Source organism: Nocardioides sp. Z22_16 (genome assembly GCF_058134365.1).
This window is the reverse complement of sequence record NZ_JBYTTI010000005.1, coordinates 72,017-86,137: the sequence shown is the minus strand read 5'-3', so window position 1 is coordinate 86,137 and position 14,121 is coordinate 72,017. Positions and strand designations below refer to the sequence as shown.

The window sequence follows — 14,121 nt, the reverse complement described above, 5'->3', positions numbered from 1 at the left end:
GGCAGTTGGCCGTCGGCGCCGGATGGAGGCTCACGGGTGACGGAAGGGGACATGTGGCGTTCGAAGTGCCGCTTCGCACTAGCGCTATATATGAATGGTCCGTTTGTCCTAGCCAGAACATTGGGAAGTACGTGAAGGACCGTCACCTGTCGGCTTCCGTCATTCCCTCCGGCCCCCACCTCGGCGCCTACGCGGGCCGTCAGTCTCCCCGCGTCCCTCGCCCGGCGTGCCGCGAACGACGAGAGCCCCCGGCTGATCTCCGGCGCGGGGCTTCCGGCCGCCCGGGCTCAGGTAGGCAGGTCGGGCAGGTCTTCGACCTGTCCGGCGAGGTAGTCCACCTCCGTCGACAGGCGGACGCGGGAGGGGTCCCACGCACCACGACGACGGGCCGGGAGGATGCTCACCCGCACACCGACCGCGGCCATGTGCTCGCGGCGCTCCTCGACGGTCCAGACCTCCCAGGCGGCGCCGTATGGCGTGTGGGTGCGGCGGGTTGTGACGCGGTCCCCTGATGCGGTCAGGCGCTCGCGCTCCGCCGTGAGGCTGGCGATCCGCTCGAAGAGAGCTGGGAGTTCGGGCGTCGCGGTGCGGGCTATCTCGGCCGTAGCGACGGCGAGGGCGGACTCGACCCCGGCGAGCGCCTCGGAGACGGAGACCTCGACGACCCGCTCGACGACCTCGACGCCCGAGAAGGCGGCGAGGAACTGACGTTCGGCCTCGGCGTCGACCTCGGCGGCGTCGACTAGGACGTGAGAACCCTCGCCGATCCCGCGGCACCCGTAGAAAGGTCGGCCTCGGCGCACGCGACGGATCAGGGCCTCTCCGCACGGGCAGTAGGCGAGTCCGTGGAGGAGTGGACGCGGGGCGGCGAGCCCCGCCCGCGTCGCGGCGGAGCGGGCCTCGTCGAGCGCCTCGCGAGTGACCATCGCCCGGACTGTCTCGGCGGTCTCGTCGTCGACGAGGGGCTCCCACGCGCGGACCGGAGCGCCGTCCTCGTCGAGCACCGGGCGCCGTTCGCGGGTTGGGCGGCCCTTAGCGTCCCGGACGGCTTCGGTCAGGTAACCGGAGACGTGCAGGGCGCGGGCGATGTTGAGCACACTCGCGGGCTTCCACTCGCGACCGGTCGCGGTGGGGATCCCCTCCGAAGTCAGCGTGCGGGCGAGACGGTTCACGGGCGCGCCGTCGAGGAGATCTGCGAAGATCCGGCGCACGACGGCGGCTTCGGTCTCGTCGACGCGGAGCACCTTCCCTACGCCGTCCGGGGCGGGCTCGGGACGGTAGCCGTACGGGCGAGGACCGCCACCCCAGCGCCGGAGCCCGCGGAGGTACGCCTTCGTCGCTCGGGCGCGCTCGCCGGTCGTGCGAGCCTCGAGCGCGGCGAAGACTTGCAGGATCTCCACCATTGCGCGCCCCATTGGCGTAGTTGTGTCGAGGGGCTCGGTCGCGGAGATGATGTTCAGGCCCTCGTCGAGGAGGGTCCCGAAGTCGACGACGGAGCGGGCGACGCGGTCGAGGCGCCAGCAGAGGAGAGCGTCGGCGCGGCCGGAGGCGATCGCGTCGCGGGCCGCGGTCAGGCCCGGGCGGTCGAGGCGCGCCTGCGTGGCGCTCACGTTCTCGTCGACGGCGATGTCGACGAGTTCCCAGCCCCGGGCCTCGGCCGTCTTCGTGATGATCTCGCGCTGCTTGGCGATCGAGGTCGAGTCCTCGCTCGCTCGGCTCAGTCGGGCGTAGCCGTAGGCCTTCATTGTGGGATCCTCGTTAGGTGAGCGACTCGTATGCCATGACCAAAGTTACCCAAGAGGGGGAGTGGGACGAGGTGATGGCGGTGGTCAAGGAGGCTGTCTTCAAGGTCGCCGAGGCGTCCCCCCGGGTCGGCCTCGTCCTGAAGGCCGATCTGCGTGCGGGGCACGACTCCGGCGAGCTCGAGGCCAAGGTGCAGCGTCTGGAGGAGCATTTGTCATGACCTCTCAGGTGATACGGCAGGCCTCCGCCTCCGAGGCGCCCCAGGTGCGGGCACTCCTGGAGGAAGCGTTCGGTGCGGCCGAGGGAGAGCAGGTCGCCCTGGTGGTGGACGACCTGGCCGCGCGTGGCCAGCTCGTGGCGCTGCTGGTCGCCGAGCGGGACGCGCACCTGGTCGGCGTGGCCGGGCTCAGTGCCGGCTGGCTGGATGCTCGCCCGCGGCTGGTCGACGTGGCGGTGCTGAGTCCGCTCGCGGTCCTCCCCTCGGCCCAGGGGCAGGGAGTGGGCGCTGCCCTGCTCGGGGCGGCGGAGCGGCACGCGGAGGAGGCGGGCTTCCCGCTCGTCTTCTTGGAGGGAGACCCGGGCTACTACTCCGCCCGCGGCTGGATCGTCGCGGACTCGCTGGGTCTGGAACGACCATCGACGCGGATCCCCGAGCGTGCCTGCCAGGTGCGCCTGCTCTCGTCCCACGAGACCTGGATGGCCGGGCGGCTGGTCTATCCCGACGCCTGGTGGCAACGCGACCTCGTCGGACTGCGTGACCCGGTCCTGGCGGAGGTCGAGGCCGACATCGACGCCCCCTGAGCCCGCCGCGTGACAGGCTGAGGCCATGGAGACGCTGAGCACCGACTACCTGACCGGAGACGTCGAGCGGGTGCTGGACATCACCGATGACTGTGCCGAGTTCGTGGCTGGCCGCGGTGACGGCCTGCTCCATCTCTTCGTGCCGCACGCCACGGCGGGGCTGGCGATCCTGGAGACCGGTGCGGGATCCGACGCCGACCTGCTGGCCGCCCTCGGCGACCTGCTGCCGGCCGATGATCGCTGGCGCCACCGGCACGGCTCTCCGGGGCACGGACGCTCGCACGTGATGCCGGCGCTGGTCCCGCCCTATGCGTCGGTGCCGGTCGACGACGGCCGTCTCGCGCTCGGCACCTGGCAGAGCATCTGCTTGGTGGACCTCAACGTGGACAACGCGGTGCGACAGGTCCGGATGGACTTCCTGCGCGGATGAGCATCGAACAGGTGTTCGACATACGATGACCTGGTGCCCACCTACGTCGCCCCGCCCGGCTGGCCCTCCGCGGTCCGGCCGCCGGACGCGCCGGACTGGGAGCGCACCGCGGTGAACTGGCTCTTCGACATCTCTCCTCCGGAGTACCGCGCCCACCAGGCGCTGCGACGCCACGTCGTCGTCCTGGCCCGGTTCGCGGTGCTGCACGTGGAGGCGCAGCAGGCGGCTTGCCGCCGCGGCCTCAGCGAGGCTCGCGCCGACCTGCGCGACGTGGCCGACCTCGACACGGTGGAGGCGGCGGTGGCGACCTGGCAGGCGGAGGAGGCGCGGCTGCTCGGGGTGCGGCGCGCGGTGGGCCTGGTCGAGGAGGCGTTGCGCGGCCGGCGCTTCGTCGCCCGCCTGTAGGTTCGCCCCGATGTCTCAGCCCACCTCCGACCGGCGCTTCGCCGGAGTCCTGCTGGTCGACGCGCGTGGCCGGCTGCTGCTCCAGGAGCGCGACGAGCACCCCCTGATCGACCCGGAGAGGTGGGGCCTCCCGGGCGGCCACGTGGAGCCGGGGGAGGAGTTCCTGGCCGCCGCCCACCGCGAGCTGGAGGAGGAGACCGGCCTCGCCCTCCCCGAGGGCGGGCTGGTCTTCTGGCGGGAGCTCCTGGTCGACCACCGCGAGGCCTACGGCACCCATGACCTCATGCAGGTCTTCGTGGCCCGGGTGGCACTGAGCGACGAGGACGTCGACTGTCGCGAAGGCCGCCAGATCGTCTTCGTCGACCCGCAGGTCGCTCGCGGGCTGGCGCTCACCGCGGCCGCCGCCGAGATCGTGCCGGCCTTCCTGGACTCGCTGATCTACGCCAGCATGACCTCATGACCCCCCACGCGCCGCTGCAGGTCCACCCCGTCCCGGGCCAGGGTGCCGAGGACGTCGTGGTCGCCCCCGACGGCTCGGTGCTCACCGGGACCGCGGACGGCGCGATCTGGCGGCTGAGCGCCGACGGCGCGCGGCTCGACCGCGTCGCCGACACCGGGGGGCGCCCCCTCGGTCTGGAGCTGCTGCCCGACGGCGACCTGCTGGTCTGCGACGCGCGACGCGGCCTGCTCGTCGTGAGCAGGACCGGGTCGGTCGAGGTGCTCGTCGACGAGGTCGACGGGGAGCCCATGCGGTTCTGCAACAACGCCGCGGTGGCCTCCGACGGGACCGTCTGGTTCAGCGACTCCTCACGGCACTACGGCATCGAGCGCTGGAAGGACGACTTCGTCCAGGCCACCCGCACCGGGCGGCTGCTCCGCCTCGACCCGGACGGCCGGGTGGAGGTGGTGCTCGACGGGCTCGCCTTCGCCAACGGGGTCGCGCTCGCTCGGAGCGAGGAGTTCGTGGCCGTCGCCGAGACCGGGGCCAGGACGGTGGTGCGGCACTGGCTGACCGGTCCCCGGGCAGGGGAGCGTGACTTCCTCTGCTCCGACCTGCCGGGCTACCCCGACAACATCTCCCGCGGCAGCGACGGCCTCGTCTGGGTGACGATCGCCAGCCCGCGCGACCCCCTGGTGGAACGGCTGCAGCGTGCTCCGCTCGCGGTGCGCCGCCTCGTCACCCGGGTCCCCGAGCCGCTCCAGCCGAAGCCGCGCCGGACCGTCCGGGTGCAGGCCTACGACGACCAGGGGCGGCTCGTGCACGACCTGGACGTCGACCACCCCGGCTTCCACATGGTGACCGGTGTCCGCGAGCACCAGGGACGGGTCTGGCTGGGCAGCCTGCACGAGCCCGCGGTCGCCGTCCTCGACCTGACCACCTGAAGGACCCGCGAGCTCCGGGAGGACGCCATGGAGAAGCTGACCAGTGCCGACGTCGAGGCAGCCGGCCTGCCCGACTGGCGGCTGCTCAACCACGCCCTGCAGACCCGGCTGCTGACGCGCGGCTACGACACCGGCCTGGAGCTCGTCGCCGCGATCGGTCAGGCGGCCCAGGAGGCCGACCACCATCCCGACCTCGACCTGCGCTACGCCCACCTCAACGTCCGGCTCTACAGCCACGACGTCCTGGGGGTCACCGACCGCGACGTGCGCCTGGCCCGGCGGATCAGCGAGCTGGCGGCCGGGCGCGGGGTCAGGGCGGCTACCGAGCGGCTGGCCACGGTCGAGATCGCCCTCGACACGCCCGACCACGACGCGGTCAGGCCGTTCTGGCAGGCCGTGCTCGCGATGAGCAGCCCGCGAGCCGACGACGAGGTCCGTGACGACGACGCGGACCTGCCCCGGCTCTGGTTCCAGGCCAGCGACGCCGAGGAGCCCCGCCAGCGGTTCCACCTCGACGTCACGGTGCCGCCCGAGGAGCTGCGGCCGCGCGTCGAGGCCGCGCTCGCGGCCGGGGGGACCCTGGTCGACGACACCGCGGCCCCGTCGTTCATCGTGCTGGCGGATCCGGACGGAAACCGCGTCTGCGTCTGCACCGTGCTCGACCCCGACGGGTGAGGTCGCGCTGGGAGCATCCCCTAGAATCGACCGCTGGACCTCGCACGGACACCACCGTGGCCGCCGTGGGGCCGCCCGGCACCACCGACCACCCGTACACCCCCAGGAAGCGGAGGACCATGGGCCACCTGGAGACGATCTCCACACCGCGTGACCTCCGAGATCTCGACGACGACGAGCTCACCGAGCTGGCCTCCGAGATCCGCGACTTCCTCGTCGCCACCTGCGCGAGGACCGGAGGCCACCTGGGCCCCAACCTCGGCGTCGTGGAGCTGACGATGGCCATCCACCGGGTCTTCGAGAGCCCCCGCGACCGGGTGGTCTTCGACACCGGGCACCAGACCTACGTGCACAAGCTCCTCACCGGTCGCGCGGCCGGCTTCGACCGGCTCCGGCAGGAGGGTGGCGTCAGCGGCTACCCCAGCCAGGCCGAGTCCGAGCACGACATCGTCGAGAACTCGCACGCCTCCACGGCGCTCAGCTATGCCGACGGCCTGGCGAAGGCCTACCGGGTCCGGGGCGAGGACCGGCACGTGGTGGCGGTGATCGGGGACGGCGCCCTCACCGGCGGCATGGCCTGGGAGGCCCTCAACAACATCGCCATCGCCCAGGACAGCCGTCTGGTGATCGTGGTCAACGACAACGAGCGCTCCTACACCCCGACGATCGGCGGGCTGGCGACCGCGCTGACCAGCCTGCGCACCAGCCCGCGCTACGAGCAGGTGCTCGACCTGGTCAAGCGCCGCCTCACCGCGGTCAAGGGCGTCGGGCCGGCGGCGTACGACGCCCTCCACGCCATGAAGAAGGGCATGAAGGACGCGATCGCGCCGCAGGGCCTCTTCGAGGACCTCGGCCTGAAGTACGTCGGCCCCATCGACGGGCACGACCGCGCGGCGCTCGAGCACGCCCTGAGCCAGGCCAAGAAGTTCAACGGGCCGGTGATCGTCCACGCGCTGACCAAGAAGGGCTTCGGCTACCAGGCCGCGATGGCCCACGAGGCCGACCAGTTCCACGCCCCCCGGCCCTTCGACGTCGAGACCGGCGAGGAGCACCCCACCGGGCGGATCTGGACCGACGTCTTCGCCGAGGAGATGGTGCGGATCGGGGAGCGGCGCAGCGACGTCGTCGCTCTGACCGCCGCGATGATGCACCCGGTCGGGCTCGACCACTTCGAGCGTCGCTTCCCCGAGCGGACCTTCGACGTCGGCATCGCCGAGCAGCACGCCGTGACCTCCGCCGCCGGGCTGGCGATGGGGGGCCTGCACCCGGTCTTCGCGGTCTACGCGACCTTCCTCAACCGTGCCTTCGACCAGGTTCTGATGGACGTGGCGCTGCACAAGTGCGGGGTGACCTTCGCGCTGGACCGCAGCGGGGTCACCGGCGACGACGGCGCCAGCCACAACGGCATGTGGGACATGTCGATCCTGCAGGTCGTCCCGGGACTGCGGATCGCCGCGCCCCGTGACGCGTCCCGGCTGCGTGAGCTGCTCAACGAGGCGATCGACGTCGAGGACGCCCCCACCGTGGTCCGCTTTCCCAAGGGACCGCCGCCCGCGGACCTGGAGGCGGTCGGCAGGGCCGGCGGCGCCGACCTGATGGTCCGCAAGGGCACCAAGGACGTGCTGGTGGTCGCCGTGGGCTCGATGGTCGAGGTGGCGGTCGACGTGGCGGACCGGCTGGTCGCCCAGGGCATCGGCGTCACGGTCGTGGACCCGCGGTGGGTGAAGCCGGTGGATCCCGCGATCGTCCAGCTCGCCCGCGAGCACCGCCTGGTCGTCAGCGTCGAGGACAACGGGGTGGTCGGCGGCTGCGGCTCCGTGCTCCTCCAGACCCTCAACGAGCAGCGGGTGACCACGCCGGTGCGGCTGCACGGCATCCCCCAGCAGTTCCTCGACCACGCCAAGCGGGCCGCGATCCTCTCCCGGATCAGGCTGGACGCGCAGTCGCTGGCTCGCTCGATCGTCGAGGACGTCACCGCGACCGAGCAGGGCAGCCCGCTGCTCGAGACCCAGGTGCAGGCCGACCAGGGGTCCTGATCCGGGCATGGACGCGCGGGGGCGTGCGGCCCTAGCGTGGGGCATATGGACCTGCTGCGGACCAAGTCGGTCGAGCAGTCGATCGCGGAGACCGACGAGCCCGAGCACCGGCTGAAGAAGACCCTCGGCGCCCTCGACCTGATGGTCTTCGGGGTCGGGGTGATCATCGGAGCCGGGATCTTCGTGGTCACCGGCACGGTGGCGCGGACCAACAGCGGTCCGGCGATCACGCTGTCCTTCGCCATCGCCGGCCTGGCCTGCGGCCTGGCCGCGCTCTGCTACGCCGAGTTCGCCTCGACCCTGCCGGTGGCCGGCAGCGCCTACACGTTCAGCTACGCCACCTTCGGCGAGCTCGTGGCCTGGATCATCGGGTGGGACCTGGCCCTGGAGTTCACCCTCGGCGCTGCCGCCCTCTCCACCAGCTTCTCCGGCTACTTCCAGGAGGTCGTCGCCGGGTCGGCCCTGGAGGTGCCCACCAGCCTCGGGTCCGCGGCCGACGGTGTGGTCGACCTCCCGGCGGTGGTCATCGCGCTGCTGGTCACCGCGTCCCTGGTCGTCGGCATCAAGTTCTCCAGCCGGCTCAACCAGGTCGTCGTCGCGATCAAGCTGGCCGTGGTCGCCGCCGTCATCGTCTTCGGGATCTCCCACATCGACCCCGACAACTACACGCCGTTCATCCCCAAGTCCCGCCCCGCGCCCGAGGGCGGGGGAGGGTTCCAGGACAACACGCTGATCAGCACCCTGCTGGGGATCGACCCCGCCGTCTACGGAATCGCCGGAGTGGTCGCCGGTGCCTCGATCGTCTTCTTCGCCTTCCTCGGCTTCGACATCGTCGCCACGACCGCCGAGGAGACGCGGAACCCCCAGCGCGACGTCCCGCGCGGCATCCTCGGCTCCCTGGTGGTGGTCACCGTCCTCTACATGGCGGTCAGCCTCGTGGTGACCGGGATGCGGCCCTACACCGACATCGACGAGAACGACGCCGCCCCGCTGGCCACCGCCTTCGACGCCGTCGGCATGGAGTGGATGGGTCGCCTGATCGCGATCGGTGCCTGCATCGGGCTCGTCGTCGTGGTGATGATCCTGATGCTGGGGCAGACGCGGGTCGCCTTCGCGATGGCCCGCGACGGCCTCCTCCCGCGGCCGCTGGCCAAGGTGCACCCGCGGTTCGGCACGCCGTACGTCGTCACGGTGGTGACGGGGGTGGCCGTCGCCCTGATCGGCGGCCTCGTCGACCTCGCCACCCTCGTCAACCTGGTCAGCATCGGGGCGCTCTTCGCATTCGTGCTGGTGAGCATCGGGGTGGTGATCCTGCGCCGCCGCAGGCCCGACCTGCCCCGCGCCTTCCGGACGCCTGCGGTCTATGTCGTGGCCACCTGCTCGGTGCTGCTCTGCGTCTACCTGATGCTCAACCTCACCGGTGCCACCTGGATCCGCTTCCTGGTCTGGATGGCGCTCGGCCTGGTCGTCTACTTCCTCTACGGCCGCACGCACTCGCGCCTGGCACAGCGGTGAGGCGGCCTCACCATGCCTCGCCGAGCGGCAGCACCAGGGGACCATCCAGCGGCAAGCCCTGGGTCTGCGGCACGCACTCGCCGGTGGTGGCCTCGCACCTGAGCAGGTCGACCTCGGTCTCGTCGAGGCCCGTCAGGCCCAGCGCGGCGTAGGTGTCCTCGTCGAGCCAGCGGTAGCCGGCCACGAACGCGTAGGCGCCCAGGTCGAAGGGGAGTCGCTCTCCGGACGCGGTGTCGAAGACCCTGTTCTCGTCGGCCGTCTCGGAGATCAGGTAGCGACCGTCGGGGGAGAGGAAGCCGTCCCAGCCGTCGAGGGCGATGCCGGAGCGCAGGTCCGGACCCACGACGTAGTCCTCCTCCTTCTGCGCCGGGGTGCCCCCGGTGCGGTGGTAGTGGAAGACGCCGTCCTTGACGTCGAGCAGCTTCACACGCGTCCCCCCCGCCACGGGCAACGACCCCACCTCGGCGTCGGCGGCGAAGGGCAGCCAGGCATCGGCCCCGTTCCGGGCCCGCAGGTAGACGGTCTCGCCGTCCACCGCCGCCACAGCCTCACCCATCTCCATCTCCTCCTCGAGAGGAGTGCTGTAGCCCTCACGCACCGGGAGGGAGACGACGGCCGGTTCTCTCGACAGGTCCAGGGCGGCGTAGGCCGGCTCTCCGTCGCCGGCGTCGACCCAGGCGACGACGTCGCCGTCGGACACGAGACGGCCCGCTCGGGGCGCCTCGAGCCTGCCCACCTCCAGCACCTCGCCGTCGATGACGGCGTGGACGACGCCCTCCTCGTCGGCGAAGACGAACCCGGAGTCGCCCTGCACGAGAGCCACCGGCTCGTCACCGAGGTCGACCGTCGGCCCGGTGGGAGAGGTGTGCAGGACGGAGCCGCGCGCCCAGGCCACGGGAGCCTCGGCGCCCGCGCCGCCGTCGGCGACGAGACCGTCATGGGGGTCCCCGCCGGTGGAGCCCAGCAGTCCCGGGCCCGCGAAGGCCGCGGTCAGGCCCAGCACCGCCGCGCCGGCCACCCCCGCGACCCGGCGCCGGCGCAGGCGGCGCTCCCCGCCCGCCATCAGGGCGGCGATGTCGAGGTCGGGGGCGGGGAGCCGGTCCGCCCGCTCCTCCATCAGGTCTCTCAGGTCGGTGCTCATCGCTTCGCCTCCAGCAGCTCGGTCGTCAGGTCCTTCGCGTCGAGGCCACGCGCGGCCACCGACCGGCGCAGCTTGGTGAGGCCGGCCGAGACCTGGCTCTTGACGGTGCCCGGAGCACACCCCATGACCTCAGCGGTCTGGGCCTCGCTCAGGTCCTCGTAGAAGCGGCAGACCAGGGCCGCGCGCTGGCGCGGCGGGAGGGCCAGGAGCGCCTCCCAGAGCCACTCGCGCTCGGTCACCTCGGTCTCGTGCCCGGGGCGGACGACCTCGGGGGGCTCCGCCCCGGGCCGCTCGGCCGACCAGCCCTTGCGCCGGTACCAGGAGATCGCCGTGGTGGTGATCGTCTTGCGGGTGTACGCCTCCGCGCTGCGCGGGTCTCGGAGCCGCGGCCAGGCCAGGTAGGTCTTGGTCAGCGCCTCCTGGAGCAGGTCCTGCGCCAGGCCGCGCTCGCCCACCATGAGGTAGGCGGTCCGGTGCAGGGCGGCCGAGCGGGCGGCGACGAACTCGGTGAACGCCTCGGGGTCGCGCCGCGTCATCTGGTCTCCCGGCTTCTCGGTGTCGCTCTCACGCCTGGTACGACGATCCCAGGCGTCGTTTCGGTTCGTCGGACACCCGGACGACTTTGGAGCCGGCGAAATGGGACGAGGGCGCCCGACCTGTCGGCCGGACGCCCTCGGGTGAGGTGATCCCTCAGTGGAAACGCTTGCCGTTGACCTTCTCGGCCACGCCGGAGGAGTCCAGCAGCATGGTCAGGCCGCCGTTCCAGAAGGAGAAGCCCGCCCCGGTGATCATCGCCAGGTCGAGGTCCTCGGGAGCCGCGACGACACCCTCGTCGAGCATCAGGCGCGCCTCCTCGGCGAGCCCGGAGAGGGCCGCCTCGCGCAGCTCCTCCTTGGTCAGCACGACGGGGCTCTCCGGCTGCTCCTGCAGCGCCTTGATCTCCGGGTCGATGGAGAGGTCGGGCAGGTAGAACGAGCTCTTCTTCTCCGCCACGACCCGCTCCAGCAACGGCGAGACGTAGAAGCGGTCCGGGAACGCCTTGACCAGGGTCTCGTTGTTGTGGAGTGCGATCGCCGGGCCGACGAGGCCGAGCAGCATGAACGGCGGCATCGGGGCGATGCCGGCGAACGCGGCGTCCGCGGTCTCGATCGGGGTGCCCGCGTCGACCGCCTTGGCGACCTCGCCCAGGAAGCGGCCGAGGAGGCGGTTGACGATGAACGAGGGGCTGTCCTTGACCAGGATGCAGGTCTTCTTCAGTCCCTTGCCGGTGGCGAAGGCGGTCGCCAGGGTGGCGTCGTCGGTGGCGTCGCCCTTGACGATCTCGAGCAGCGGCATGATCGCGACCGGGTTGAAGAAGTGGAAGCCCACGACCCGCTCCGGGTGCTGCAGCTCGGACGCCATCTCGGTGATGGAGAGCGACGAGGTGTTCGTCGCCAGCACGCACTCGGGGGAGACGACCTTCTCGACGTCGGCGAAGACCGACTTCTTGACCGACATCTCCTCGAAGACGGCCTCGATGACGAAGTCGGCGCCCGCGAACGCGGTCTCCTTGTCCGCCGACCCGGAGACCAGCGACTTGAGGCGGTTGGCCTTGTCCTGGCTGATCCGGCCCTTGCCCAGCAGCTTGTCGATCTCGGCGGTGACGTAGGAGACGCCCTTCTGGGCACGCTCCTCGTCGAGGTCGGTGAGGACCACGGGGACCTCGAGCCGGCGGGCGAAGAGGAGCGCCATCTGCGAGGCCATCAGGCCCGCGCCGACGATGCCGACCTTGGTGACCTTGCGGGCCAGGGACTTGTCCGGGGCGCCCGCCGGGCGCTTGGCCCGCTTCTGCACCAGGTCGAAGGAGTAGAGGCTGGCCAGCAGCTCCGGGGTCCTGGACATGTCCTCCAGGCCCTGGTCCTCGGCGGCGAAGCCCTCGTCGCGCGAGGAGGTGCGGGCGGCCTCGAGCAGCTCGACCACGCGCTGCGCCGCCGGGGAGGCACCGCCCGTCTTGGCGAGCACGATGCCCTTGGCCCGCTGGACGGCGGCGTCCCAGCCGGCGCCCCGGTCGACCTCGGGCCGCTCCACGACCACCTTGCCGGTCAGCACGTCGGCGGCCCACAGCAGCGACCGCTCCAGGTAGTCGGCGCCGGAGAAGACCGCGTCGGCGATGCCGAGCTCGTACGCCTTCGTGCCGCCGATGACCTTGCCGTTGTTGAGCGGGTTCTCCACCATCACGGTGACCGCGGAGTCGGCCCCGATCAGGTTGGGCAGCAGCCACGCACCGCCCCAGCCGGGGACCAGGCCGAGCATGACCTCGGGCAGCCCCAGGGCGGGTGCGGAGTCCATCACGGTGCGGTAGGTGCAGTGCAGGGCCACCTCGAGGCCGCCGCCGAGCGCCAGGCCGTTGATGAAGCCGAAGGAGGGCTTGCCGCCCTCGCCCAGCTTGCGGAAGACGCCGTGGCCGAGCTCGGCGATCAGCCGGACACCGTCGGGGCCGCCGCCGGAGATCCCGGACAGGTCGGCCCCGGCGGCCAGGATGAACGGCTTGCCGGTCACCGCCAGGGCGGTCACCTCGTCGTCGGCCAGGGCCGCGTCGATCGCCTCGTTGAGCGCGATCAGGCTCTTGAAGCCGAAGGTGTTGGGCCGGGTGTGGTCGAGCCCGTTGTCCAGGGTGATCAGGCCCAGGACCCCGGCGTCACCGGGGAGGGCGACCTTGCGGAGCTTGGCGTGCGTCACGACCTCGTTCTCGGGGGCGAGGGACGCGGCCTTCTCGATGAGGGTGCTCAGGTCGGACATCAGGCCTTCTCTCCGTTCCAGTGCGGGTTCTCCCAGACGATGGTGCCGCCCATGCCGATGCCCACGCACATGGTGGTGATGCCGTAGCGGACCTCGGGACGCTCCTCGAACTGGCGAGCGAGCTGGTTCATCAGGCGCACGCCGGAGGAGGCGAGCGGGTGACCCATGGCGATCGCGCCGCCGTAGGGGTTGACGCGCGGGTCGTCGTCGGCGATGCCGTAGTGGTCGAGCAGGGCGAGCACCTGCACCGCGAACGCCTCGTTGATCTCGAAGGCGTCGATGTCGTCGATGGTCAGGCCGGCCTGCTTGAGGGCCTTCTCGGTCGACGGGATCGGTCCGGCGCCCATCACCTCGGGCTCGACGCCCACGAAGGAGTAGGAGACCAGGCGCATCTTGATCGGCAGCCCGAGCTCCTTGGCGGTCTCCTCGTCGGCGAGGATCGCCGCGGTGGCGCCGTCGTTGATGCCCGAGGCGTTGCCGGCGGTCACGTTGCCGTGGGCGCGGAACGGCGTCTTGAGCCCGGCCAGCGTCTCCATGGAGGTCTGCGGGCGGGGCGCCTCGTCGGTCAGGGCCAGGCCCCAGCCCTCCTCGGCCGAGCGGGTCGCGACCGGCACCAGGTCGGGCTGGATCTTGCCGGCGGCGTAGGCCGCGGCGGTGCGCTCCTGGCTGCGGACGGCGAAGGCGTCCGCGCGCTCCTTGGTGATCGCGGGGTAGCGGTCGTGCAGGTTCTCCGCGGTCTTGCCCATCACCAGGGCGTCGGGATCGACGATCTTCTCGGAGATGATCCGTGGGTTGGGGTCGACACGCTCACCCATCGGGTGGCGGCCCATGTGCTCGACCCCACCGGCGATCACCACGTCGTAGGAGCCGAAGGCGATGCCGCCGGCGGTGGTGGTGACCGCGGTCATCGCACCGGCGCACATGCGGTCGATGGAGTAGCCGGGGGTGGTGTTGGGCAGGCCGGCCAGCAGGGCCGCGGTGCGCCCCATGGTCAGGCCCTGGTCGCCGATCTGGGTGGTCGCCGCGATGGCGACCTCGTCGACCCGCTCCGGGGGGAGCGAGGGGTTGCGCCGCATGAGCTCGCGGATGCACTTGATGACGAGGTCGTCGGCGCGGGTCTCGGCGAACTGGCCCTTGGCCTTGCCGAACGGCGTGCGCACGCCGTCGACGAAGACGACCTCTCGCAACTGTCGGGGCACGAAGTCTCCTAGTGG

The 14,121-nt window shown here is 71.7% G+C and carries 14 protein-coding genes; 9 read left to right on the top strand and 5 right to left on the bottom strand.

All coding sequences use genetic code 11. The annotated features are described in order from the left end of the window. Window positions 1-287: 287 nt before the first annotated feature. Complete coding sequence (locus AC3X7R_RS15545; RefSeq protein ID WP_489966583.1) at window positions 288-1,745, bottom strand: recombinase family protein; 1,458 nt, start codon at window positions 1,743-1,745, stop codon at window positions 288-290. Window positions 1,746-1,762: 17 nt separating this feature from the next. Here AC3X7R_RS15545 and AC3X7R_RS15540 point away from each other — a divergent pair, with 17 nt between their 5' ends. The 9 genes from AC3X7R_RS15540 to AC3X7R_RS15500 all read left to right on the top strand — a co-directional run bounded on the left by AC3X7R_RS15540 (window position 1,763) and on the right by AC3X7R_RS15500 (window position 8,988). Then, on the top strand, window positions 1,763-1,963 hold the full coding sequence (locus tag AC3X7R_RS15540; RefSeq protein ID WP_489966582.1) for a thiamine-binding protein: 201 nt from the start codon (window positions 1,763-1,765) through the stop codon (window positions 1,961-1,963). Continuing rightward, complete coding sequence (locus AC3X7R_RS15535) at window positions 1,960-2,544, top strand: GNAT family N-acetyltransferase (RefSeq protein ID WP_489966581.1); 585 nt, start codon at window positions 1,960-1,962, stop codon at window positions 2,542-2,544. Before AC3X7R_RS15540 ends, AC3X7R_RS15535 begins: the two co-directional genes overlap by 4 nt. Before the next feature lie 25 nt (window positions 2,545-2,569). Further along, complete coding sequence (locus AC3X7R_RS15530) at window positions 2,570-2,974, top strand: YjbQ family protein (RefSeq protein ID WP_489966580.1); 405 nt, start codon at window positions 2,570-2,572, stop codon at window positions 2,972-2,974. 33 nt (window positions 2,975-3,007) lie between these two features. Beyond that, on the top strand, window positions 3,008-3,379 hold the full coding sequence (locus AC3X7R_RS15525) for a hypothetical protein (RefSeq protein WP_489966579.1): 372 nt from the start codon (window positions 3,008-3,010) through the stop codon (window positions 3,377-3,379). A 10-nt stretch (window positions 3,380-3,389) separates the two neighbouring features. After that, window positions 3,390-3,839, top strand: a complete 450-nt coding sequence (locus AC3X7R_RS15520) for an NUDIX domain-containing protein (RefSeq protein ID WP_489966578.1) — start codon at window positions 3,390-3,392, stop codon at window positions 3,837-3,839. After that, window positions 3,836-4,762, top strand: coding sequence for an SMP-30/gluconolactonase/LRE family protein (locus AC3X7R_RS15515; RefSeq protein ID WP_489966577.1), 927 nt, complete (start codon window positions 3,836-3,838; stop codon window positions 4,760-4,762). The genes AC3X7R_RS15520 and AC3X7R_RS15515 overlap by 4 nt, the downstream gene beginning before the upstream one ends. A 27-nt stretch (window positions 4,763-4,789) precedes the next feature. Further along, window positions 4,790-5,437 carry a 4a-hydroxytetrahydrobiopterin dehydratase gene (locus tag AC3X7R_RS15510; RefSeq protein WP_489966576.1) on the top strand — a complete coding sequence of 216 codons (648 nt, stop codon included), beginning with the start codon at window positions 4,790-4,792 and terminating at the stop codon, window positions 5,435-5,437. A 119-nt stretch (window positions 5,438-5,556) separates the two neighbouring features. After that, window positions 5,557-7,473, top strand: a complete 1,917-nt coding sequence (gene dxs / locus AC3X7R_RS15505; protein WP_489967087.1) for a 1-deoxy-D-xylulose-5-phosphate synthase — start codon at window positions 5,557-5,559, stop codon at window positions 7,471-7,473. 45 nt (window positions 7,474-7,518) lie between these two features. Then, a complete protein-coding gene (locus AC3X7R_RS15500; protein WP_489966575.1) occupies window positions 7,519-8,988 on the top strand; it encodes an amino acid permease in 1,470 nt (489 codons plus the stop codon). Between the two features lie 7 nt (window positions 8,989-8,995). Here AC3X7R_RS15500 and AC3X7R_RS15495 read toward each other — a convergent pair whose 3' ends face one another. The 4 genes from AC3X7R_RS15495 to AC3X7R_RS15480 all read right to left on the bottom strand — a co-directional run bounded on the left by AC3X7R_RS15495 (window position 8,996) and on the right by AC3X7R_RS15480 (window position 14,106). Further along, on the bottom strand, window positions 8,996-10,129 hold the full coding sequence (locus AC3X7R_RS15495) for a hypothetical protein (RefSeq protein ID WP_489966574.1): 1,134 nt from the start codon (window positions 10,127-10,129) through the stop codon (window positions 8,996-8,998). Next, window positions 10,126-10,665: a SigE family RNA polymerase sigma factor gene (locus AC3X7R_RS15490; protein ID WP_489966573.1), complete on the bottom strand. Its 540-nt coding sequence runs from the start codon at window positions 10,663-10,665 to the stop codon at window positions 10,126-10,128. Before AC3X7R_RS15490 ends, AC3X7R_RS15495 begins: the two co-directional genes overlap by 4 nt. 154 nt (window positions 10,666-10,819) lie before the next feature. Next, a complete protein-coding gene (locus AC3X7R_RS15485) occupies window positions 10,820-12,907 on the bottom strand; it encodes a 3-hydroxyacyl-CoA dehydrogenase NAD-binding domain-containing protein (RefSeq protein ID WP_489966572.1) in 2,088 nt (695 codons plus the stop codon). Next, window positions 12,907-14,106: a thiolase family protein gene (locus AC3X7R_RS15480; protein ID WP_489966571.1), complete on the bottom strand. Its 1,200-nt coding sequence runs from the start codon at window positions 14,104-14,106 to the stop codon at window positions 12,907-12,909. Before AC3X7R_RS15480 ends, AC3X7R_RS15485 begins: the two co-directional genes overlap by 1 nt. Window positions 14,107-14,121 lie beyond the last annotated feature (15 nt).